Here is a 21,144-nt window from a genome sequence, read left to right on the forward strand (position 1 = left end):
CTCAGATCGTCCGCACCGGGTAACGGTGGTGGTACCAGGTGGCAAGGGCGGTGATCGCCAGCGACACCGTGAGGTAGGCCGCGCTCGCGAACGCAAAGGACTCGAAGCTGCGGAAGGTCGCGCTCTCGACCTGGCCGGCCTGGTACATCAGCTCGGCCACGCCGATCACGGTCGCGATGGAGGTGTTCTTCCACAGGCTCAGCGTCTGAGAGATGAGCGGCGGAACGGTCACGCGCAGCGCCTGCGGCAGCACCACGCGTCGCATCGTGGCGAGGTAGCTGAAGCCCATCGCCCGGCCGGCCTCGAACTGCACCGCAGGAATCGCGCGGATGCCGCTGCGGATGTCTTCCGCCATGAAGGCGGCCGTGTACAGCGCGAGCGCGACGATGGCGCTGTAGGCCTCGATGTGCCCCGCGTAGAGCCATTGCTTGATGTCCTCCGGCAGCAGCTCGGGCGCGCCGAAGTACCAGAAGAGCATGTGCGCCAGCAGCGGAATGTTGCGGATCGACTCGACATACGCGAAGCCCACCCAGCGCAGCGGCGCGAAGGGCGACAGCCGAAGCAGCGCCACCACCAGCGCGATGGGCAGCGCCAGCACCAGCGAGGCCGCGAGCAGCTGCAGCGACAGCAGCAGGCCGGCGACCAGCATGTCGTGGTACTTGCCGGTCAGCAGCAAGGAATAGTCGAACAGGGGCATGGGGGGCGACAGTATCACTGCCGCGGGGGGGAGCTTGGCTCCCTCCCCCGCTGGGGGAGGGTTGGGGTGGGGGCACGGCGGCTTCTGGATAGACGCGGCGCTCATGCGTAGGCCGCTTGCCCCCATCCCGGCCTTCCCCCAGCGGGGGAAGGAGAAAGACAGGTCAGTCGATCTTGTCGCTGTCGAGCTTGAAGTCGCGCGTCTGGAAGCCCGAGGCCGTGTTCGGGCCGTACCACTTGATGAAGATCTTCTGTGCCTCGCCCGACTTCTCGAGCTCGCGCAGCGTGTCGTCCACCACTGCCTTCAGGCCGGTCTCGCCCTTCTTGATGCCGATGGCCAGTGCCTCGGTGCTCAGGTTCTGCTTGAGCACCACGTACTGCGCCTTCTGCGGGCCCAGCTTGGCGTAGCTGCGCAGCAGCGCGGCCTCGTCGTCCACGTAGCCCACGCCCTTGCCCTGCTGCAGGGCCTGGAAGGCCTGCTGGCTCGTGTCGAAGGTCACCACCTCCACGTTGGGCACGGCCTTGCGGATGTTCGGCTCCTGCGTGCCGCCGCGGATGGTCAGCACCTTCTTGCCGGCGAGTTGCGGCACCTCGGTGATGCCGCTGTTCTTCTTCACGAGGGCCTTCTGGCCGGTGACGAAGGTGGTGAGCGAAAAGTCGATCTGCGCCTCGCGCTCCTTGTTGTGCGTGAGGCCGGCGGCCACCAGGTCGACGTGGCCCTGCTGCAGCTCGGGAATGCGCGCGGCCACCGCGATCTGCTTGAGCACCGGCTTCACGCCGATCTTCTTCGCGATGGCGTTCACCAGGTCCACCTCGTAGCCGACGATCTGGCGGGTCTTGGGGTCGACGAAGGTCGCGGGCTCGTCCGTGCCGAGCACGCCGACGACCAGTTCGCCCTTCTTCTTGATGTCGGCCAATTGGTCGGCATGGGCGGCGGTGCCGATCAGGAAAGTGGAAGCCGCGAGGGCCGCGGCGGCGATCAGGTTCAGGCGCATGTTCTTCTCCTTGGTGGAAAGCAAAGGGGCGAGACCATATCAATAAAACCCCTGATTATTAAATCGTCAATCGACATATGCATATGGTCGAGCTGAAGAGGGCTTTGGTGGGCTGGGTTAAATTCGCGGCGCAAAAACGCGCTTCCGGCGCCTTCTTTCCGCATCTCTTCGAGCGAGATCCTCATGATCATCAAACCCCGCGTGCGCGGCTTCATCTGCGTCACCACCCATCCCGCCGGCTGCGAAGCCAACGTCCGCCAGCAGATCGAATACGTCAAGGCGAAGCCCGCCATCGAGGGCGGCCCGAAGAAGGTGCTGGTGATCGGCGCATCGACCGGCTATGGCCTCGCCGCGCGCATCACCGCCGCCTTCGGCTGCGGCGCCGACACGCTGGGCGTGTTCTTCGAGCGCGCTGGCAGCGAGACCAAGCCCGGCTCGCCCGGCTGGTACAACACCGCCGCCTTCGAGCGCGCCGCGCACGCCGAGGGCCGCTATGCGAAGAGCATCAACGGCGACGGCTTTTCCGACGCGGTGAAGCAGCAGGTCATCGACACCATCCGCGCCGACCTGGGGCAGGTCGACCTCGTCGTCTACAGCCTGGCCGCGCCACGTCGCACGCATCCGAAGACCGGGCAGGTCTTCAACTCGGTGCTCAAGCCCGTGGGCAAGGCGGTGAACCTGCGCGGCCTCGACACCGACAACGAGACAGTGAAGGAATCGGTGCTCGAGCCTGCCACGCAAGAGGAGATCGACAACACCGTGGCAGTGATGGGCGGCGAGGACTGGCAGATGTGGATCGACGCGCTGCAGCAGGCCGGCGTGTTGGCCGACGGCGCGAAGACCACGGCCTTCACCTACCTGGGCGAGCAGATCACGCACGACATCTACTGGAACGGCTCCATCGGCGCGGCCAAGAAGGATCTCGACCAGAAGGTGCTGGGCATCCGCGCGCAACTCGCGGCCAAGGGCGGCGACGCCCGCGTGTCGGTGCTCAAGGCGGTGGTCACTCAGGCCAGCTCGGCCATTCCGATGATGCCGCTGTACCTGTCGCTGCTCTTCAAGGTGATGAAGGAGCAGGGCGTGCACGAGGGCTGCATCGAGCAGGTGCACGGCCTCTACGCCGAGAGCCTCTACGGCGGCGCACCGCACATCGACGCCGAAGGCCGCCTGCGCGCCGACTACAAGGAACTGGCGCCGCAGGTGCAGTCCCGCGTGCTCGAACTGTGGCCGCAGGTGACCAAGGAGAACCTGTACGAGCTCACCGACTTCGCGGGCTACAAGACCGAGTTCCTGCGGCTCTTCGGCTTCGCCGTGGAGGGCGTGGACTACGAGGCCGACGTGAACCCCGATGTGGGCATTCCGGGCATCGTGCAGCTCTAGCAGGCCCCTCAGGGGATACTCCCGCCCATGCAGATACAAGAAAAGCCGCCCGCCGGCACGCCCTTCGACTGGATCGGCGGCGAAGCGAAAGTGGAGGCGCTGGTCGAGCGCTTCTACGACCTGATGGACCTCGAACCCGCCTACGCGCAGCTGCGTGCGGTGCACGGCACCAGCCTCGACAACGCGCGCCAGCGCCTGTTCTGGTTCCTGTGCGGCTGGCTGGGCGGGCCGCAGCACTACACCGACCGCTTCGGCCACCCGATGCTGCGCGCGCGCCACCTGCCGCAGAGCATCGGCGGCCACACCATCGGCATCAAGGAACGTGACCAGTGGCTGGCCTGCATGGACCAGGCGATGGGCGAGACGGGCGTGCCCGAAGACCTGCGCGCGCGGCTGCGCGATTCCTTCTTCAAGACCGCCGACTGGATGCGCAACAGAGGCGAGTGACCGCTCGGCCGAACATACAAGCAACGATTTCGAAAGACGCTCTCCCATCATGAATTCCATCGTCATCATCGGCGGCGGCCACGCCGCGGCCCAGCTCTGCGCCGGCCTTGCTGAAGCCGGGCAGGGCGCGCGCGTGCACCTGGTCTGCGAGGAGGCTTGCGAGCCCTATCACCGTCCGCCGCTGTCCAAGGCCTTCCTGAAGAGCGCGGAGGAAACCACGCAGCCGCACAAGGCCGCCGACTGGTATCGCGAAGCCGGCATCACGCTGCACCTGGGCGATGCGGCCGTGGCCATCGACCGCGAGGCGCACACCGTGACGCTGCGCTCGGGCGCGGTGCTTCCCTGGCAGCAACTGGTGCTGGCCACCGGCACGCGAGCGCGCCAGATGCCCGACCTGAAGCCGGGCCTGGAGAACGTCGCCAGCCTGCGTGCGGCCGACGAGGCGCATCGCCTGCGCACGCGGCTCGCGGCGGCGGAGAGGGTGACCGTGCTCGGCGGCGGCTTCATCGGCCTCGAAGTGGCGGCCACCGCCAAGGCACTGGGCAAGACGGTGCAGGTCATCGAGAGCGCACCGCGCCTGCTGGGCCGCGCCGTGTCGCCTGAACTTTCGGCGCACGTGCTGGCCACGCACCGCGCGGCGGGCATCGACATCGTGCTCGGCGCGCAGACCGGCGCCTTCGAGGTCGAGGGCGACCGGCTGGTGTCGCTGCAGGTCAACGGCGTGAAGCAGCCGGTCGACCTGCTGCTGCTGGGCATCGGCGCCGTGCCGGAGACCGCGCTTGCGCAGGCGGCCGGCATCGAATGCGCGGACGGCATCGTGGTCGATGGCCACATGCAGACCAGTGCGGCCGGCGTGCTCGCGGTGGGCGACTGCACGCGCTTCCCTGATCGCCGCGCGGGCCGCGCGCTGCGGCTCGAATCGGTGCAGAACGCCAACGACCAGGCGCGCACCGCGGTTGCCACGCTGACCGGCGAGGCGCGCGCGCACGACGCGGTCGCGTGGTTCTGGTCCGACCAGGGCGGCATGCGCCTGCAGATGGTGGGCCTGATGCCTGCGGAAGGAACGCCCGGCCTGAGCAGCGCGCGCCGCGCGGGTCCGAAGGCCGATGCGTTCTCGCTGTTCCACTACGTCGACGGCCAGCTCGTGTGCGTGGAATCGGTGAACGCGCCGGTCGACCACATGATGAGCCGCAAGCTGCTCGAAGCGGGTCGCAGCCCCGATGCGGCTGCGGTGGCCGATGCCTCGGTTCCGCTGAAGAACCTGCTGGCCTGAGCCGAAGAAGCTGCCTAGCGCCGCGCTGGCGCCAGCAGCACGACGAGCGCTCCGGCCCCGCCTTCGGCCGGCTTGGCCTGCACGAAGGCGATCACTTCGTTCTTCTGGATCAGCCAGCGCTGCGTCTTGGTCTTGAGCACCGGCTGCTTGCCCGGCGAGCCCAGGCCCTTGCCGTGCACCACGCGCACGCAGCGCAGTCCCTGTTTGTAGGCGTTGCGGATGAAGCCGCCCAAGGTTTCGCGTGCTTCGTCGCTGCGCAGCCCGTGCAGGTCGACCTGCGCCTGGATGGCCCAGTCGCCCTTGCGCAGCCGCGCGGTGACGTCGGTGCCGATGCCGGGGCGGCGGAAGCTCATGGCATCGTCCACGTCGAGCAGCGTGGTCACGTCGAATTCGTCGGAGAGCGACTCGCGCAGCACGCGCTGTTCGTCGAGCTGGTGCTGCACGGGGATGGGCGCGGGCGGCTCGGGCGCGAGCGGTACCACGGCCTTGCGGCGCAGCGGCTCGGTGGCGCCGATGGCGCGGGTGAACAGGTCTTTCTCGGCCGCGCGCTTGCGCTCGGCCAGCGCCTTGGCCGCTGCCTCGGCGGCTTCGCGCTCGCGGGTTTCGGCGAGCGCGCGCTGCACCTGCTTGAGGTCGGCGAGGTTCTTGATCGAGGGAGCGCGCGCGGGCATCAGAGCAGACCTTTCTCGGCCATGGAGAAACTCTGCCCGGGGCTCACGATGATGTGGTCGAGCACCCGCACGTCCACCAGCGCCAGCGCGGCGCGCAGCGTCTGCGTGAGCGATTCGTCGGCGCGCGAGGGCTCGATGTTGCCGCTGGGGTGGTTGTGCGCCAGCACCACCGCCGCGGCGTGGTGGTGGATGGCGCGCGTGACCACCTCGCGCGGATAGACGCTGGTCTGCGTGAGCGTGCCGCGGAACATTTCCTCCAGCGCGAGCATGCGGTGCTGCACGTCGAGGAACACCACCGCGAACACTTCGTAGGAGCGCTGGCCGATGTGCAGCTGCAGGTACTGCTTGACCGCGTCGGGCGAGTCGAAGACGGCGCGCTCGCGCAGCTTCTCGCCCATGGCGCGGCGCGCCAGCTCGAGCACCGCGATCAGCTCGGAGCGCTTGGCGCTGCCGCCCAGCCCCTTGACCGACTTGAGGTCTTCGGCGCCGGTGTGCAGCAGCCCCGAGAGCCCGCCGAAGCGTTCGAGCAGCTGCTGCGCAAGCTGCAGCACGTTCTTGCCGGCCACGCCGGTGCGCAGCAGCAGGGCCAGCAGCTCGGCATCGGCCAGCGCGGACGCGCCTCGCGCGATGAGCTTTTCGCGCGGGCGGGCGTCGAGAGGGAGATCCTTGAAAGACATGAAACCCCGGGGTGAAACCTTGGCGGAGCCGGGTCGAAGCCCCGGTCCTTAAAATGAGGCCAGTTTATCGGGACACCTCCCCGTCTTCGCACACCTTCCCTGCTCCATGTCCCAAGTCGTGAATTCCGGCTCTTTTCTCACCCTGCACTACCGGCTGGCCGGTCCGGCGGGCGACATCATCAACACCTTCGCCGACAAGCCCGCGACCCTGTCGCTGGGCACCGGCGAGCTTTCTCCCGCCATGGAGCAGCGCCTGATGGGCCTGGAAGAGGGCACGCACGCCACCTTCGAGCTGCCCGCGGGCGAGGCCTTCGGCGAGCGCAATCCCGACATGCAGCAGTGGGTGGCCAGGAAGCTGCTCGCGCAGATGGGCGACCCCGACGAGCAGTACGCGGTGGGCGACGTGGTGCAGTTCCCCACGCCCGACGGTACGGGCAGCTACGCGGGCGCGGTCATCGAGTCGAACGACACCGCGGTGCGCTTCGACTTCAACCACCCGCTCGCGGGCCAGCCCGTGACCTTCGAAGTGAAGCTCATCGGCGTGCTATGAACCCCGGTATCTCCGAAGTCATCCTTGCCGAGCCGCGCGGTTTCTGCGCGGGCGTCGACCGCGCCATCGAGATCGTCGAGCGCGCCATCGCGAAGTTCGGCGCGCCCATCTACGTGCGCCACGAGATCGTGCACAACACCTACGTGGTGAACGAACTCAAGGCCAAGGGCGCGATCTTCATCGAGGAGCTCTCCGACGTGCCGCCCGGCGCCACGCTGGTGTTCAGCGCGCATGGCGTGAGCAAGGCCGTCGAGCAGGAGGCGCGCGACCGCGGCTTCTCGATCTTCGACGCCACCTGCCCGCTGGTGACCAAGGTGCATGTGGAAGTCGCCAAGCTCGCGAAGGAAGGCTACGAGTTCATCATGATCGGCCACAAGGGGCACCCCGAGGTCGAGGGCACGATGGGCCAGCTCTCCAGCGGCATCCACCTGGTGGAAGACGTGGAAGACGTGGCCAAGGTTGCACCGTTGCAGACCGAAAGGCTCGCGGTGGTCACGCAGACCACGCTGAGCGTGGACGACGCCGCCGACATCGCCGCTGCGGTGCGCGAGCGCTTTCCCAAGGTGCGCGAGCCCAAGCAGCAGGACATCTGCTACGCCACCCAGAACCGCCAGGACGCGGTGAAGATCATGAGCCCGCAGGTCGACCTCGTGATCGTGGTCGGCAGCCCCACCAGCTCCAACAGCAACCGCCTGCGCGAACTGGCGCAGCGCCTGGGCACCGAGAGCTACATGGTCGATTCGGCCGCCGAGCTCAGGCCCGAGTGGTTCGAGGGCAAGGCGCGCGTCGGCATCACCGCCGGCGCCTCTGCGCCCGAGGTGCTGGTGCGCGAGGTGATCGACCGCGTGCGCGCGTTCGGCGCGGTCTCGGTGCGCAAGATGGACGGCATCGAGGAAACCATCAAGTTCCCGCTGCCCAAGGGCCTCAAGCTCGACGACATTCCGCCTCCTGGACACATTTCTTGAACAACACCAAAACCATCGACTGGCGCTCCGAAATAGATAGCGCATCGCAACGTCTGGGCGAGCGCGCCGGCCACTTCCTGCGCGAAACCCCGTTGTGGAAGCTGCCGGCGGCAGCGCTCGGCATCGATGCGCCCGGCGCCGAGATCTGGCTCAAGCTCGAGCACATGCAGATCAGCGGCAGCTTCAAGGCGCGCGGCATGATGAACCGGCTGCTGGCCAACGACATCCCGCAAAGCGGCGTGATCGTGGCCTCGGGCGGCAATGCGGGCATCGCCACCGCTGCCGCGGCGCGTGCGCTGGGCGTGCCCTGCCAGGTATTCCTGCCGGGCGTGTCGCCCGAAGCCAAGCGCGCGCGGCTGCGTGCGCTCGGCGCCGAGGTGGTCGTCGTTGGCGAGCTGTACCCCGATGCGCTGGCTGCCTGCCTGACGCGCCAGAAGGAATCGGGCGCCTTGCTCACCCACGCCTATGACCAGCCCGAAGTGGTGGCCGGCGCCGGCACGCTGGGCCGCGAGATCGAGCAGCAGGGCGGCTTGCCCGACTCCGTGCTGGTGAGCGTGGGCGGCGGTGGCCTGATCGGCGGTCTCGCCGGCTGGTTCGAGAAGCGTGCCCGCGTGGTCGCACTTGAGCCCGAGAAGGCGCCGACGCTGTTCCGCGCCCGCGAGGCCGGCGAGCCGGTCGACGTGGGGGTGGGCGGCATCGCCGCCGATTCGCTGGGCGCGCGCCGCATCGGCAGCATCGCCTGGGAAATCACGCAGCGGCAGGTGCAGGACGCGCTGCTGTTGTCCGACGAATCCATCCGCGCGGCCCAGCAGTGGCTGTGGAAGGAACTGAAGCTGGCGGTGGAGCCGGCCGCAGCGCTGCCGCTGGCGGCGCTGCAGGCCGGCGCCTATGTGCCGCGCGCGGGCGAGAAGGTCTGCCTGATCGTCTGCGGGGCGAACGTCGATCCTGCGACGGTCGCCTGACGGCTTCCTGCTTCTCGCAGTTCATCCTCCAGGCCACGCCAAGCCCGTCGACGGGCATGCCGAAGCCCGTGGCCCGGACCCGTGGGCCGCAGGGCATCGTCGGCTTGCCGGCTTCGGCCAGCGTACGCCCACCTAAAATCCCCCCATGCTCGACATCACCCTGCTCCGCAAAGACCTGGCCTCCGCCGTGGCCGGCCTCGAAAAACGCAAGAAGAACCAGCCGTACCTCGACGTCTCGGCGTTCACCGCCCTCGAAGCCGAACGCAAGACGTTGCAGACCCGCACCGAGGAAATCCAGGCTCGCCGCAACACGCTGAACAAGCAGATCGGCCCGCTCAAGGCCAAGGGCGAGTCGACCGATGCGCTGATGGCCGAAGTCAACGCACTGAAGGTCGAGCAGGAATCGCAATCGAAGCGTCTGGACGAGATCCAGCCCGAACTGCACGCGCTGCTGCTGGCCGTGCCCAATTTGCCGCACGCCAGTGTGCCGGTCGGCGAGGACGAGACCGGCAACGTCGAAATGCGCCGCTGGGCACCGAAGGGCGGTGCCGGCGCCAGCGCAACGCCGCTGGCCTTCGCCCCCAAGGACCACGTCGATCTCGGTGCGCCGCTGGGCCTTGATTTCGAAATGGGCGCCAAGCTCTCGGGTTCGCGCTTCACCGTCATGAAGGGTCCGATCGCCCGCCTGCACCGCGCGCTCGCGCAGTTCATGCTCGACATCCAGACCGAGAAGCACGGCTACAGCGAGTGCTACGTGCCGTACATCGTCAACGCCGCCACGCTGAGCGGCACCGGCCAGTTGCCCAAGTTCGAGGGCGACCTGTTCGCCGCGAAGAAGGGCGGCCAGGACGGCGAGCCCGCGCCGGACCACTCGGCGCTGTACCTCATCCCGACCAGCGAAGTGCCGCTCACGAACTTCGTGCGCGACGAGGTGGTGGCCGAGTCGCAGCTGCCCATCAGGCTCACGGCGCACACACCGTGCTTCCGCTCCGAAGCCGGCAGCGCTGGCCGCGACACGCGCGGCATGATCCGCCAGCACCAGTTCGACAAGGTCGAGATGGTGCAGATCGTGCACCCCGAGAAGAGCTACGACGCGCTCGAGCAGATGACCGGCCACGCCGAGGCAGTGCTGCAGGCGCTGGAACTGCCGTACCGCGTCGTGCTGCTGTGCACCGGCGACATGGGCTTCGGCTCGACCAAGACCTACGACCTCGAAGTCTGGCTGCCCGCGCAGGACACCTACCGCGAGATCAGCTCGGTCTCGAACTGCGAAGCCTTCCAGGCGCGCCGCCTGCAGGCCCGTTTCAAGAACGCGCAAGGCAAGAACGAACTCGTGCACACGCTCAACGGCTCGGGCCTGGCGGTGGGCCGCACGCTCGTGGCCGTGCTAGAGAACCACCAGAACGAAGACGGCTCGATCAACGTGCCGGCGGCACTGCGGCCATACCTTGGCGGACTCGAAGTTTTGAAGGCGTGACCACGGGGCTTCAAAAGCCCCGTTTTTGTCTGCTAGAATCGCAGGCTCGACAGCACCGGAGAGGTGGCAGAGTGGTCGAATGTACCTGACTCGAAATCAGGCGTACTAGCGATAGTACCGAGGGTTCGAATCCCTCCCTCTCCTCCAAAAAATGACGGCCTGATCCATGTAGAACGTGGATCAGGCCGTTTTATTTTGGGTCGATGGTCTGACAAGACTCCTCGTATTTCCAGGAAAGGATTTGCCATGAAGCTCCATCCCAGGCTGATTCCGGGCGCAGCCCTGATGCTGGCGATTCTGTCGATCACTGCCTGCTCGGCACCGCTGGCGAAGGACAGCGGCGCGCCAGCCGCGTGCCGTCAGGACGCCGCAGCTGCCCTCACAGGAAAGAACCGCATCAGCGACACCGATGCCCGGCAGGCGACCGGCGCATCCATCGTCCGCCAGATCCAGCCGGGCCAGCCCGTGACGATGGACTACCGCCGCGAGCGCGTGACCATCGAGACGGACCCGGCCAGCGGCAAGATCGTCCGCGCCTACTGCGGATAAGCCGGCCGTTCTCTCAGCTGTTCGCCGTGGCCGGTGCGCCAGCCTGCGCCGAGGGCCGTGCCGCAAGGGTAGGAGCGACTGCGCTTTCCTTGTCGAGCGAACACCACGCCGCCTGAGGCTTGCCGGCTTCCAGCGAACACCAGGCAGCCGAAGCCTTGCCCGTCTCCAGCGAGCACCACGCTGCCTGAGGTTTGCCGGCTTCGAGCGAGCACCACGCTGCCTGAGGTTTGCCGGCTTCGAGCGAACACCACGCGGCCTGAGGTTTGCCTGCTTCGAGCGAACACCACGCTGCCTGAGGTTTGCCTGCCTCCAGCGAACACCATGCGGCCGAGGCCTTGCCTGCTTCCAGCGAGCACCAGGCTGCCGAGCCCTTGCCGGCCTCCGCCGAACACCAGGCGGCCGAATCCTTCACCGCCGCGTGCTGGAGCGCGGGCATGGGCTCGCCGAACTCCTCGGCAAGCAGTTGCTGCATCTGCTGGAAGGCCGCCTCCAGCGCCTTCGCATCGTCCTCGCCGCGCAGGCCGAGGTATGGAAAGTGATGCAGGAAATATCCGAAGGTGGCTTCGCAGTCGGCCGCGTATTTCCTCGTGTCGAGGATGTGCATGTGCCAGAAGCGGTCGACGTCCTGCTCGGGTGCGAGCGTCAGCTCGGGGTGCTTTGCGTGCAGGATCAGGTAGCGCTTGTAGGCCACTTCCATCTGGTCCGCGTAGCTTGCCGACCAGCCGTAGCCGTCCTCCTTGCGGGTGGCCTTGAACTTGATCAGGGTCAGGTCGAGCGCCTGGATCGCGGCAATGGTTTGCTCCAGTGTCTTGCTCTGGGTTGAATCGGTCATGAATGCTCCTGTGAAGTTTCGGGGAAGCCCGAGCGAACGTGCCCGGTAACGATTGCCGCGAAGGCCCGGCGCTCAGGCCGCCACCGACGGGACAAATTGATTGCGCAGGTGACGCGCCATGAAATCCCGTGCCTCGTCGGCGGGCACGGGCTTGCAAAGCCAGTAGCCCTGGGCTTCGTCGCATCCGTGGCCGTGCAGGTAGTTGAACTGGACCGGCGTCTCGACGCCCTCGGCCACCACCTTCATGCGCAGCCCGTGGGCCAGCGTGATGATTCCGTCGATCAGCGCGCGCGCGTCGGCGTCCTGCGAAAGGTCGTTGATGAAGGAGCGATCGATCTTGACCGTCGAGAGCGGAAAGTGCTTCAGGTAAGACAGCGAGGAGTAACCTGTCCCGAAGTCGTCGATGGCAAGGCCCACGCCCATGTCGCGGATGGTCCGCAGCAGCTTGGCTGCATGCTCGGGGTTCGCCATCATGGCGCTCTCGGTGATCTCCAGTTCCAGAAGCGACGGATCGAGGCCGGATGATTCCAGTATGGCCTTGATGTCGGCCACCAGCGTGCGGCTCTCGAACTGCCGCGGAGACAGGTTGACGCTGGTCAGTATCTTCGGCAGCCCCTGCTTCTGCCATTCGAGCGCATCGGCGCAGGCCTTCTCCAGCGCCCACTTGCCCATCGACACGATCAGGCCGAGTTCCTCGGCGATCGGGATGAACTGCACCGGCGGAATCATGCCCAGGACCGGATGGTGCCAGCGCATCAGCGCCTCCACGCCGACGATTCGCCGCGTCTGCAGGTTCATCTTCGGCTGGTAGTGCATTTCCAGTTCGCCGCGCTCCAGTGCGTGGCGCAGTGCGCTCTCGAGCATCAGCTGTTCGGTGCTCTGCGCATTCATCTTCGCCGCGTAGAAGCGGTAGGTGTTGCGGCCCTTTTCCTTGGCGCGGTACATGGCGGTGTCGGCGTTCTTCAGAAGCGTCTCGGCATCGCCGCCGTTCTCCGGATAGACGCTCACGCCCACGCTGGCGCTCACGTGCAGCTCGCGCCCCTCGATGACGAAGGGCTCCGCGCAGCAGTCCAGAATCCTTTCGGCGAGCGCCGCGGCCTCGCTCGAGCTGTCCAGGTTCTCCATCAGCAGCACGAACTCGTCGCCGCCGAAGCGCGCCACCACGTCGGTATCGCGCAGCAGCGTCCTCAGGCGCTTGCCGCAGGTCCTGATCATCTCGTCGCCCACGCCGTGGCCCAGCGTGTCGTTGATGTGCTTGAAGCGATCCAGGTCGACGAACATCACGGCGAACAGCTTCTCCTGCCTGTTGCTGCGCCTGATGGCCCGGGCAAGCTCGTGCTGCAGCGCCGCGCGGTTGAGCAGTCCCGTCAGCTCGTCGTGGCTGGCCATGAAGCGAAGGGTTTTTTCGGCCAGCTTGCGCTGCCTGTACTGGGCGATCTGCAATGCGATGACGCGCAGCGACTCCAGCGTCTCGGTGTCCGCGGCATAGGGATTGGCGCCGAAGAGCTCCAGCGCCGTGGTCATCTCGGGCGCGACCATCGGTACGACGAGGCCGGTGCTCAGTCCCGCCTCGCGAGCCATGGCGTCGCGGGTGAAGTGACCCGGCGAGGCCTGCGTGTCGATCCGCACCACGCTGCCGATTCCCCAGGCGCGGCCCAGCGAGCCTTCGCCGGAGCGGTAGGTGAGCGAGAGGCTGGTATCGACGAAGCGCCTCACCGCCGGATTGTTGTCGGCATGCCAGGCCACGGTGCAGTGGGCCAGGCCGTCCTCGCCGATGCTCCACAGCGCACCGCAGTCCCAGTGCAGGTCGGTGCATATCGCCTCCAGCGCCAGCGCGATCACCGTCTCCGTGCGGCCGTCGCCCGCAAGCAGCCGGGCGATCTTGTATTCGAGCTTCTGGCGCAACGCGTCCTTGCGCGGCCGGGTGGCGTCGCGCACCGTGCCGCGCACCCGTCTTTCGCCCGCGTCTTCGCCGGACTGAGTGACGACATGAAGCCAGCGTTCGGTGCCGTCGGGCAGGCAGATGCGGTGCTCGAACTCGCTGCGCTCCGTGGACTGGGAGGCCAGCGCGATCTGCCGCTCTACGGCGCCGCGCTCGATGTTCGGTACTCGCGAAAGCAGGGCGTGCAGGTCCAGCGGCAACGGGTCGTCCGCAAAGCCCAGGATGCGCCGCGCTTCCTCGGAGCATTGCAGGGCGCCGGTCGCGGGGTCGAGGGTCCAGCTGCCGAGGCTGGCCAGGTGCTGGGCGTCTTCCAGTTGCCTCTCGCTTGCGCGCAGGTGGCTGGTCATTTCGTCGGCCAGAACCTGGGCCCTGCTGCCCGTGTTGGCCAGCGACAGGACGATGCCGGCCAGCAACGTGCTGGTGGCGAGGCCGCCGAAGAAGACGAGCCACGGGATGGTCTTGTCCAGCGGGCCGAAGACCTGGTTCTCGCTCTGCTTCACCTCCACCAGCCAGGAGTGGCCGCCCAGTTCGAAGCCGAGCATGCGTTCCATGCTGTTCGCCGGTTCGGCGACGGGCCTGGCGAGCGTCGCGCTGTCGAACAGCAGCTCGCGCTCGCCGAATGCGACCGGTGCCACGAACCTGGTCTCGATGCGCGTGCCGATCGGCCCCTTGCCCGGCCCGGCATCGATCAGCCGCAGCTGCAGCGTCTTCGCAGCCTCGATGCTCACCACGTCGCGCAGCATGCCCGTGAGGCTGAAGCCCGCGCCGACGGAGCCCATGTAGGCCTGGCGCCGCTGCTCGAGCGTGCTGATCGGCATCTTCGGGCGATACACCGGCAGGCGCATCGCCAGTCCGACATCGGACTCGCGGCCCGCGATGCGGATCTTGCGTCCCGAAGTGACGAGTCCGCCGGTGTCGCGCCCCTTTTCGAGCGCGTCTCCCCGGTTGGGCATCGCGCCCAGGTCGTTGCCCAGCAGCTTCTCGTTGCCGGCCAGCGGTTCGATGAAGGCCAGCGGGTAATAGATTTCACGCTCGCCGCCCGGCTTGATAGCGAACCCCGAAGCGACGGCGGCGTCGAGGCTCGCGTCGCCGCGCACCTGCTCCTCGAAGCGCTGCTTGTCGCCGGGCCCGATGCTGGGTGCGTAGTTGACCGCCTGGAAGCCGGGGTAGGCGCTTGCCAGGTTCAGGCCCGCGACGTAGTCCCTGAAGTCGCTCCTGGTCACCGGCTCGGAAGTGTTGAACCGCGCGCGCAGGCCGATCAGGACGGCGATGTAGTCGTCGAACCGGGCTTCGACCTTTCGCGCCAGGTCGAGGGCGGTGGCGTCGAAACGCGTCCGGGCGCTGCGCCCGATTTCCTGATGGGCAGAGATTCCGAGGGCGATCGACAGCGCCGTGCCGAAGATGAAAATCACAAGCGGCAGGCGAATCCTGGCCCAGATGGACAAAGACATGGTTCGATCCTGTCGCTTGTGCAAGCCGGGTGGCTCCGTGTGCTGCGGAGTGTGGCACGCCAGCGGGCGCTGTGGTTTCATTTGGGAACAATTCACCCCTAATTCTGTAATCTTGAGTCAGGAGTTCTCTGGTTGTTAGGTCTTAATAATTAACTTCGTCTGATGCCAAAGCTTTTGATCCGGATCAAAAGACCCCGCCGTGGGTGCCTCGGAAAGCGGCCGCCTGCCTTGAATCCGGCAACTTGCCCGCCAGGGGCGCACAAGAAACCGGGAGTTCCGGGTGGCCAATCGTTCCTATCCCCACAGCCAAGGCCCATTGCGACCGTCATCTGCTGCTGGGAAGGCCGCGGCGCAGGAACGCCCCGGCGCCGCTGGACGCCTTCCTCGGACTTCGCCTAGATGACAACCTCGGCAGCACCCGCAACGGCGCCACGGAGCATCCGCTCGGCCTTCCATGGACGAAGGTGCTGCATTTCGGTCTGTGGAACCGCGCCGAGCTCGAGGCGAACCAGAACCGGCGGCGGCCGCGGGCACGCGTCAGGTGTCCGCCGATCGGCGCGTCACCGTGCCCTGGAATTCCTCTACCGACGCGAGCAGCGGCGTTGCCTTCAGGCACCGGATCTGCACTTCGCTTTCGTCCTTCATTCGCTCCAGGCATAGCGCGACGGCATGCGCGTCGTCCGGCTGCAATCGCCAGAACCGCCAGCGCTGGGCGCTGTCGTCCTCCAGGCCGTGCTCGAAGCCTATGGCTTCGCCCGCACCGCCATCCAGGTCGAAGGAAAACCGGTCCAGCGGAATCGACAGGCCCATGCCGCGCGCCTTGATATAGCTTTCCTTGAGCGTCCAGAGATCCCAGAAGCGCGACGGCTGCAGTCCGGCGGAAAGCCGCTGCAGCGCACGTGCCTCCTTCGCCGAAAAGAAATGCCCCGCGATCTCCAGCGGCGCATTCCTTGCCGTGTGCTCGACATCCACGCCCACCTCGCGCTCCACCGCCAGCGCCGCCACCACGAGCGACGCGCTGTGCGAAATGTTGAAGCGGATGCGCTGCGCCTGCGCAGGCGCGTGGGCGATCCCCGGGCGCCCGTACTCATTGTTCTCGAAGCGCCAGTTTCCGGGCGCGACCGCCGGAACGTAGCGCGAGAGCAGCGAGCGGATCAGCCCGCGCGTCATGAGATAGCGGCGCCGGTCCCGGGCGAAGTGAAAGCGCCCGTGCTTCTCCCGCTCCTCGGGCGTCAGGAGGGCCATGATGGCCTCGTCGGCGGCCGGGTCGTCCTGTTCGGGAACGTACAGGTGCCAAAGGTGGACCTGATGCGGGTCGATCTGCAATTGCATGCGCAGGATTCTGGCCTGCCTCGGTGGCCCCCGGTCCGGCTCGATTCAGCCCGGCTTAAGTTTGCCGGCCGATACTGGAGTCGACGGTCTGCTGGCGTTGGTAGAGGTTGCCCCTGGCACCCGCCCCGTTTCATGCGGGCGGCTCCTCGAGGCCGGCGATCGTCACGCCTTTCTCGTGCTCGCGCGGCTATCTATGCGCGGGCCGCGTCCCCCAGCCAGTTCGGCTCGTTCGACGTGTCCGGAAAGCCCGAGTCGTCCACCGTGCCTGCCATCGGCTGCGCGGCCGCATGCCGAAGCTCGTAGCCCCGGCCGTAGACCGAATGCAGCACGAACTCGTTCTTCTTGTGCAGCGACAGCTTGCGGCGGATGTTCGCCACGCAGCAGTCGAGCACCCGGCTCTTGCGTTCGACGCGCGAATCCGGCCACAGCGAACCCAGCAGCCATTCGCGTTCCAGCAACTGGCCGGCATTGCGAAACAACATCAGCGCCAGTTCGAACTCGCGCGGCTTCAGCCGGATCTCCTCGCCCTTGTGCACCACCACCTTGCGGTTGCCGATGAAGCGGTAGCCGCCGAACAGCGCGCTCGTCGCCTGCGGATGCAGCAGCGTCTCGTTGCGCCGCAACGCCTCGCGCACGCGCAGCTCCACCTCGAAGTCGTCGACCGGCAGCACCGCGAAATCGATGCCCGGTCCCTGCGACTCGGGCTCCGCCGCCGACAGCACCTCGGCCAGCAATTCGCGCTGCAGCGCATTGGCGACCAGGAAGATCGGCACGCGCAGCGCCTGGCACATCGAGGTCAGCACCGGCCATGCGCCTTCGTCCTTCAGCACCACCAGCAGGAGGTCGAAATGATTGGCGCCGTGCGTGGCCGCGCGCAGGAAGTCGGCGCTGCCGTCGAAGGAAACCGAGGTGCAGCCCATCAGGCGCAGCCTCTGGCCCCAGGCGCGTGTCTGGACTTCGTCGCAACCCACCATCGCCACCTGTCGCGCGTCGCCGTGAGCATCGTCGTTCATGTCGAAAGCTTCCATGTATGGGTGGGTGGTGGGGCGAAACATGCCGGCCTCAGCGGTCCGTGCCGCGCGGCAGCTTCCAGCCGATGCCGGCGTTGAATCCCCAGTCCCGCCCCGCGTTGGCGACGGCCATGCCCCAGGCCGTCCGCCCGTCGTCCGAAAGAGTCCTGAAGCCCAGGCTCACCGCCGTGTAGCCCCTGTAGCTGCCGAAGGCGAGGCCGGCTGTCTTCTCGCCGGGCTGCAGGGCGGGCACGTACGCCGCCGTCATAGCCACGGCCATCGCCGTGCCCGAGTACGCGATGCGCTCCACGTCGTGCAGCGCTGCGCCCGCCTGGTTCAGCTGTGCGAGGTTGACCGCGTCGCCCGGGCGCACGCCCGGCGCCACGTTCGAGATCGGCGCGCCGTCCGCCGCGCCCGCCATGCCGTGCCCGGCGGCGGCGCACAGCCACAGCACGACCAGCAGCCCGGCCCGCACGCTCAGCCTGCCGCGAGGCGATTGCCGGAGGCCGCCTGCGTCCTGCGCGCGCCGTCCGGTCCGTAGAACAGCTGCGCGCTGGCCTGCAGGAAGTGCAGCGCCTGTTGGGTGAAATCGAGATGCGCGTAGACCATCGAGCCGTTGCGCAGGTTGTGGCCGCGCGCCTGCCCGGCGAGTTCCAGCAGCTCTTGCCAGGCCTTCTGCGCCTGCGGGCCCGCTGCCGCAGCGGCGGCATCGGCGCCCTCGCGCCCGGGCGGGAAGCCCAGTGCCGCCTGCAGCGCTTCGCGCTGCGCGTCGAGTTCGGCCATGCGGTCCAGCAGCACGGTCTTTTCTCCCGCGATGGCCGCCAGGTCGGTGAAGCTGCCGCCCGACATCGCCTCGGCCTCGCGGTCGAGCACCGACAGGAATTCCTCGATACAGGCGGCCTCGGTGCGCAGGTGGGCCAGCAGGTCGGCGTGCGGCTTCCTCATTCGCCGTCGCCTTTCTTCACGTCCTGCCCGTTGCCGGCGGGCGCATCGGGCGCGCCGGGCGCGAGCAGGTCGCGCACGCTGGCCAGCAGGCCGTCGGCGATGCGTTCGGGGCGGATCTGGTAGCGCCCCGCGCGGATGTCCTCGCGGATCGCCGCTACGCGGGCCGCATCGAAATCGCTCGCGGCACCCGCCGCGCTGGGCAGCGGGCGGATGTGCGCCGAAGGAGCCGGCGCCGCCGCCTTGGCGGAGCGCTGGGCGGCATCGGCACCGGTCGCGGCGGCCGCACCTGCCGTGCCTGCGGGGGCGGGCGTCGTTCGGGGAAGGGGCGTGGCCGAAGGGGCGGGTTGATCGATTTTCAAGGTGATTCCTCTGGGGCTGACCCGTATATCGGCAGCCTGCGCAAGAACTTTAGGAATGGCGTGCGTGGCGGTCTTGTGCGCCGCGTCATTGCGCCAGCTGGATCTGCCCCTCTTCGTTCGCCACGCCGCTGACCAGCCGCCCGTCGCGAGTCCTGGCCTGCACCACGGCGCCTACCGCCGCCCCGGTCATGGCCTTGGCCTCGGTGCTGATGACGAAGCCCTGGCCCTGCGCCACCACCTTCACCGCCTGGCCTTGCTGGATGACCGTCACGCCGCGCAGCAGCTCCTTGCGCAGCGGCGCGCCGGGCGCCACGCGGTTGGCCGTGACCACGCCGGCGAGCTCCGCCGCGCTGGTGACGATGGAGCGCGGCAGCCGGGTGAGGTCGCCGGTGCGTTCGGCGACGTCGCCCGCGCCCAGCGGCCGGCCCGCGTCGATCGCACGCGTGGCCACGAAATAACTGCCTTCCACCGCCACGCGGGCCTGCACGAAGCGCGTCCATGGCCGCTCCGCCTGGCAGCGAACGCCCACCGACACCCGGCCCCACGGTTTCGCGCCCGGCGGCAGGAAGGCTTCTGGCGCGTCGCAGTCGGGCAGGGCGGAGGCGCCCCGGCCTTCAAGGCTGATCGTCACCTTGCCCGGAAGGCCGGCCGTCTGCACCTGCAGATATTTCTCGATGACCGCTCCTGCGGCAGCAGAGGTATCGGCTGCGTTGGCCGCGCAGCAGCCCGCCAGCGCCAGTGCCGGCAGCACGGTGCGCAGTGCGTGGTCGCGAAGCTCGGCAAGCTTTGGAAGGGTCATCGGATACGTGTGGATAGTGGCTTCGATGGCGATGCGTCACACAGGAGCAACGCATGCCGCCGCACGGAAATTCTAGAAATCCGCACGCCGATCGAAGTTGCGAGCAGCAGGCGAAAACCCCCTTTGTTCGGGCGATTGCAAAAGCGGCTCATGCATAGACTCGCTTTCCATCTGTCGCTGCGCCCCGCGCGTTGGCGACGCCTCAACGGATGGAACAAACATGCTCGACAAGCTGGATGCGGCGCTTCGCTTCAACCGCGAAGCCCTCAACCTCCGCGCGGAACGCCAGGAGGTTCTCGCGGCCAACATCGCCCATGCGGACACGCCCAACTACAAGGCGCGCGACTTCGACTTCAGCGCACGCCTGAGCGAAGCCGTGGAGCGCGGCCGCGCATCGCAGTCGATGTCGCTGGCCACCACCTCGTCGCGCCATCTCGCCGGACAGGCGCAGTCCATGCCCGACAAGGACCTGCTCTACCGCGTGCCCAACCAGTCCAGCCTCGACGGCAACACCGTCGAGATGGACGTCGAGCGCATCGCCTTCGCCGACAACGCGCTGCGCTACGAGTCGAACCTCACGGTCATCAACGCGAAGATCAAGTCGCTGCTCTCGGCGGTGCAGCAGTAACAGGCACAAGCAGCAGGAGCCCGTTCCATGCCCTTCAACAGCACCTCCATGAACATCTTCGACGTGGCCGGCTCGGCCCTGACCGCGCAGTCGCAGCGCATGAACGTGACCGCGAGCAACATGGCCAACGCAGAGAGCGTGGCCGGCCCAGACGGCATGCCCTACCGCGCGAAGCAGGTGGTGTTCCAGGTGGCGCCGTCGGCATACGGCGCAGGCGACATCGGCGGCGTCAAGGTGGCCGGCGTGGTGGAAGACCCGTCTCCGCCGAAGCTCGTGTTCGACCCCAAGAGCCCGCACGCCAATGCCGAAGGCTATGTGGCGATGCCCAACGTCAACGTGGTGGAGGAGATGACCAACATGATCTCCGCCTCGCGCAGCTACCAGGCCAACGTGGAGGTGCTCAACACCGCCAAGACGCTGATGGTCAAGACGCTGACCCTCGGCCAGTAACTCCCCCCAGGTCCCGCGGGACACACAAGAAAGAACAGGCACCGAAGCGCCATGGCCATCTCCGACACCTCGTCCATCACCGGACAGAACGCCGCCTCCGCGGTGAACAGCAACGGCAGCACCTCCAACGTGGACAGCGAGCAGCGCTTCCTGAAGCTGCTGGTCACTCAGCTGAACAACCAGGATCCGCTCAACCCGATGCAGAACGCCGAGCTCACCTCGCAGCTCGCGCAGATGAGCACCGTGAGCGGTATCGAGAAGCTCAACAGCACGCTCTCGGGCCTGGTGAACCAGACCGGCTCCAACCAGCTGCTGCAGGCCACTTCGCTGATCGGGCAGAACGTGCTGTCTCCTGGCGACGTTCTCGCCACCAGGGCGCCGGAAGAGGGCAAGGACCCGGCCATGCAGGCCTTCGCCGTGCAGCTGCCGGGCACCGCCTCCGACGTGCAGATCAAGATCCTTGATGCCAGCGGCAAGGTGGTGCGCACCATCGACGCCGGCTCCATGAACGAAGGCGTCAACGCCGTCACCTGGGACGGCAAGGACGACGTGGGCGCCGTGGTGCCCGCGGGCGCCTACCGCTTCACCGTCGAGGCGACCAACGGGGGCACCTCCGTGAAGTCGACCGCGCTCACCTTCTCGCAGGTCGCCGCCGTCAAGCAGGGCGCCAGCGGCGTGACGCTGGAGCTGTCGTCGGGCGAGAGCATCGGTCTGTCGGACGTGCGCCTGTTCCTCTGAGCTTCTTTCCCTTCCC

The 21,144-nt window shown here is 67.5% G+C and carries 23 protein-coding genes and 1 tRNA gene; 12 read left to right on the plus strand and 12 right to left on the minus strand.

The genetic code is table 11. The annotated features are described in order from the left end of the window. Position 1: 1 nt before the first annotated feature. Together QMO14_RS03110 and QMO14_RS03115 are read right to left on the minus strand one after the other, a co-directional pair. Positions 2-697 carry an amino acid ABC transporter permease gene (locus QMO14_RS03110; RefSeq protein ID WP_301504325.1) on the minus strand — a complete coding sequence of 232 codons (696 nt, stop codon included), beginning with the start codon at positions 695-697 and terminating at the stop codon, positions 2-4. A 163-nt stretch (positions 698-860) separates the two neighbouring features. Beyond that, positions 861-1,691 (minus strand): ABC transporter substrate-binding protein, encoded by an 831-nt coding sequence (locus tag QMO14_RS03115; RefSeq protein WP_301504327.1) that lies wholly within the window; start codon positions 1,689-1,691, stop codon positions 861-863. A gap of 183 nt (positions 1,692-1,874) precedes the next feature. On the opposite strand from QMO14_RS03115, the gene fabV reads away from it, so the two are divergent. Genes fabV through QMO14_RS03130 form a run of 3 tightly spaced genes read left to right on the plus strand, consistent with a single transcriptional unit; the run spans position 1,875 to position 4,791 of the window. Further along, on the plus strand, positions 1,875-3,071 hold the full coding sequence (gene fabV / locus QMO14_RS03120; protein WP_301504329.1) for an enoyl-ACP reductase FabV: 1,197 nt from the start codon (positions 1,875-1,877) through the stop codon (positions 3,069-3,071). A 27-nt stretch (positions 3,072-3,098) separates the two neighbouring features. Beyond that, positions 3,099-3,518, plus strand: coding sequence for a group II truncated hemoglobin (locus tag QMO14_RS03125; protein ID WP_301504331.1), 420 nt, complete (start codon positions 3,099-3,101; stop codon positions 3,516-3,518). Positions 3,519-3,567: 49 nt separating this feature from the next. Beyond that, positions 3,568-4,791 (plus strand): NAD(P)/FAD-dependent oxidoreductase, encoded by a 1,224-nt coding sequence (locus QMO14_RS03130; protein ID WP_301504333.1) that lies wholly within the window; start codon positions 3,568-3,570, stop codon positions 4,789-4,791. 14 nt (positions 4,792-4,805) lie between these two features. On the opposite strand, the gene QMO14_RS03135 is transcribed toward QMO14_RS03130, so the two are convergent. Further along, a complete protein-coding gene (locus QMO14_RS03135) occupies positions 4,806-5,462 on the minus strand; it encodes a Smr/MutS family protein (protein ID WP_301504335.1) in 657 nt (218 codons plus the stop codon). Further along, positions 5,462-6,139 carry a DNA repair protein RadC gene (gene radC, locus QMO14_RS03140; RefSeq protein ID WP_301504336.1) on the minus strand — a complete coding sequence of 226 codons (678 nt, stop codon included), beginning with the start codon at positions 6,137-6,139 and terminating at the stop codon, positions 5,462-5,464. The genes QMO14_RS03135 and radC overlap by 1 nt, the downstream gene beginning before the upstream one ends. A gap of 106 nt (positions 6,140-6,245) precedes the next feature. Here radC and QMO14_RS03145 point away from each other — a divergent pair, with 106 nt between their 5' ends. The 6 genes from QMO14_RS03145 (at position 6,246) to QMO14_RS03170 (ending at position 10,642) form a co-directional block, all read left to right on the plus strand. Next, positions 6,246-6,689: a peptidylprolyl isomerase gene (locus QMO14_RS03145; RefSeq protein WP_019656687.1), complete on the plus strand. Its 444-nt coding sequence runs from the start codon at positions 6,246-6,248 to the stop codon at positions 6,687-6,689. Further along, positions 6,686-7,654, plus strand: a complete 969-nt coding sequence (gene ispH, locus QMO14_RS03150; protein ID WP_301504342.1) for a 4-hydroxy-3-methylbut-2-enyl diphosphate reductase — start codon at positions 6,686-6,688, stop codon at positions 7,652-7,654. The genes QMO14_RS03145 and ispH overlap by 4 nt, the downstream gene beginning before the upstream one ends. Beyond that, positions 7,651-8,616: a threonine/serine dehydratase gene (locus tag QMO14_RS03155; RefSeq protein WP_301504343.1), complete on the plus strand. Its 966-nt coding sequence runs from the start codon at positions 7,651-7,653 to the stop codon at positions 8,614-8,616. Before ispH ends, QMO14_RS03155 begins: the two co-directional genes overlap by 4 nt. Before the next feature lie 145 nt (positions 8,617-8,761). After that, positions 8,762-10,093 carry a serine--tRNA ligase gene (gene serS, locus QMO14_RS03160; protein ID WP_301504345.1) on the plus strand — a complete coding sequence of 444 codons (1,332 nt, stop codon included), beginning with the start codon at positions 8,762-8,764 and terminating at the stop codon, positions 10,091-10,093. Between the two features lie 57 nt (positions 10,094-10,150). Next, a tRNA-Ser gene (locus QMO14_RS03165) sits at positions 10,151-10,240 on the plus strand. Positions 10,241-10,339: 99 nt separating this feature from the next. Then, a complete protein-coding gene (locus QMO14_RS03170) occupies positions 10,340-10,642 on the plus strand; it encodes an I78 family peptidase inhibitor (RefSeq protein ID WP_301504347.1) in 303 nt (100 codons plus the stop codon). A gap of 13 nt (positions 10,643-10,655) precedes the next feature. Here QMO14_RS03170 and QMO14_RS03175 read toward each other — a convergent pair whose 3' ends face one another. From QMO14_RS03175 to flgA, 8 genes are all read right to left on the minus strand, one after another. Then, positions 10,656-11,474, minus strand: a complete 819-nt coding sequence (locus QMO14_RS03175; RefSeq protein WP_301504348.1) for a hypothetical protein — start codon at positions 11,472-11,474, stop codon at positions 10,656-10,658. Positions 11,475-11,546: 72 nt separating this feature from the next. Continuing rightward, entirely contained in the window at positions 11,547-14,867 is a 3,321-nt protein-coding gene (locus QMO14_RS03180) for an EAL domain-containing protein (RefSeq protein ID WP_301504350.1), read from the minus strand. A gap of 537 nt (positions 14,868-15,404) precedes the next feature. Beyond that, positions 15,405-16,199 (minus strand): 4'-phosphopantetheinyl transferase superfamily protein, encoded by a 795-nt coding sequence (locus tag QMO14_RS03185; RefSeq protein ID WP_301504352.1) that lies wholly within the window; start codon positions 16,197-16,199, stop codon positions 15,405-15,407. 191 nt (positions 16,200-16,390) lie between these two features. Continuing rightward, complete coding sequence (locus QMO14_RS03190; RefSeq protein WP_301504354.1) at positions 16,391-17,212, minus strand: winged helix-turn-helix domain-containing protein; 822 nt, start codon at positions 17,210-17,212, stop codon at positions 16,391-16,393. A 49-nt stretch (positions 17,213-17,261) separates the two neighbouring features. Beyond that, entirely contained in the window at positions 17,262-17,684 is a 423-nt protein-coding gene (locus QMO14_RS03195; protein WP_301504356.1) for a YadA-like family protein, read from the minus strand. A gap of 2 nt (positions 17,685-17,686) precedes the next feature. Then, a complete protein-coding gene (locus QMO14_RS03200) occupies positions 17,687-18,154 on the minus strand; it encodes a flagella synthesis protein FlgN (RefSeq protein ID WP_301504358.1) in 468 nt (155 codons plus the stop codon). Beyond that, positions 18,151-18,513, minus strand: coding sequence for a flagellar biosynthesis anti-sigma factor FlgM (flgM, locus tag QMO14_RS03205; RefSeq protein WP_301504360.1), 363 nt, complete (start codon positions 18,511-18,513; stop codon positions 18,151-18,153). Before flgM ends, QMO14_RS03200 begins: the two co-directional genes overlap by 4 nt. Before the next feature lie 85 nt (positions 18,514-18,598). Further along, positions 18,599-19,312 (minus strand): flagellar basal body P-ring formation chaperone FlgA, encoded by a 714-nt coding sequence (gene flgA, locus QMO14_RS03210; protein WP_301504362.1) that lies wholly within the window; start codon positions 19,310-19,312, stop codon positions 18,599-18,601. Positions 19,313-19,532: 220 nt separating this feature from the next. On the opposite strand from flgA, the gene flgB reads away from it, so the two are divergent. The 3 genes from flgB to QMO14_RS03225 are packed head-to-tail and all read left to right on the plus strand — an operon-like array spanning position 19,533 to position 21,128. Beyond that, positions 19,533-19,940: a flagellar basal body rod protein FlgB gene (gene flgB, locus QMO14_RS03215; RefSeq protein ID WP_301504364.1), complete on the plus strand. Its 408-nt coding sequence runs from the start codon at positions 19,533-19,535 to the stop codon at positions 19,938-19,940. Positions 19,941-19,967: 27 nt separating this feature from the next. Further along, complete coding sequence (flgC, locus tag QMO14_RS03220) at positions 19,968-20,390, plus strand: flagellar basal body rod protein FlgC (RefSeq protein ID WP_301504366.1); 423 nt, start codon at positions 19,968-19,970, stop codon at positions 20,388-20,390. Positions 20,391-20,441: 51 nt separating this feature from the next. Continuing rightward, entirely contained in the window at positions 20,442-21,128 is a 687-nt protein-coding gene (locus tag QMO14_RS03225) for a flagellar hook assembly protein FlgD (protein ID WP_301504368.1), read from the plus strand. Positions 21,129-21,144 lie beyond the last annotated feature (16 nt).

It is taken from the genome of Variovorax sp. CAN15 (assembly GCF_030462475.1).
Taxonomy (GTDB): domain Bacteria; phylum Pseudomonadota; class Gammaproteobacteria; order Burkholderiales; family Burkholderiaceae_C; genus Variovorax.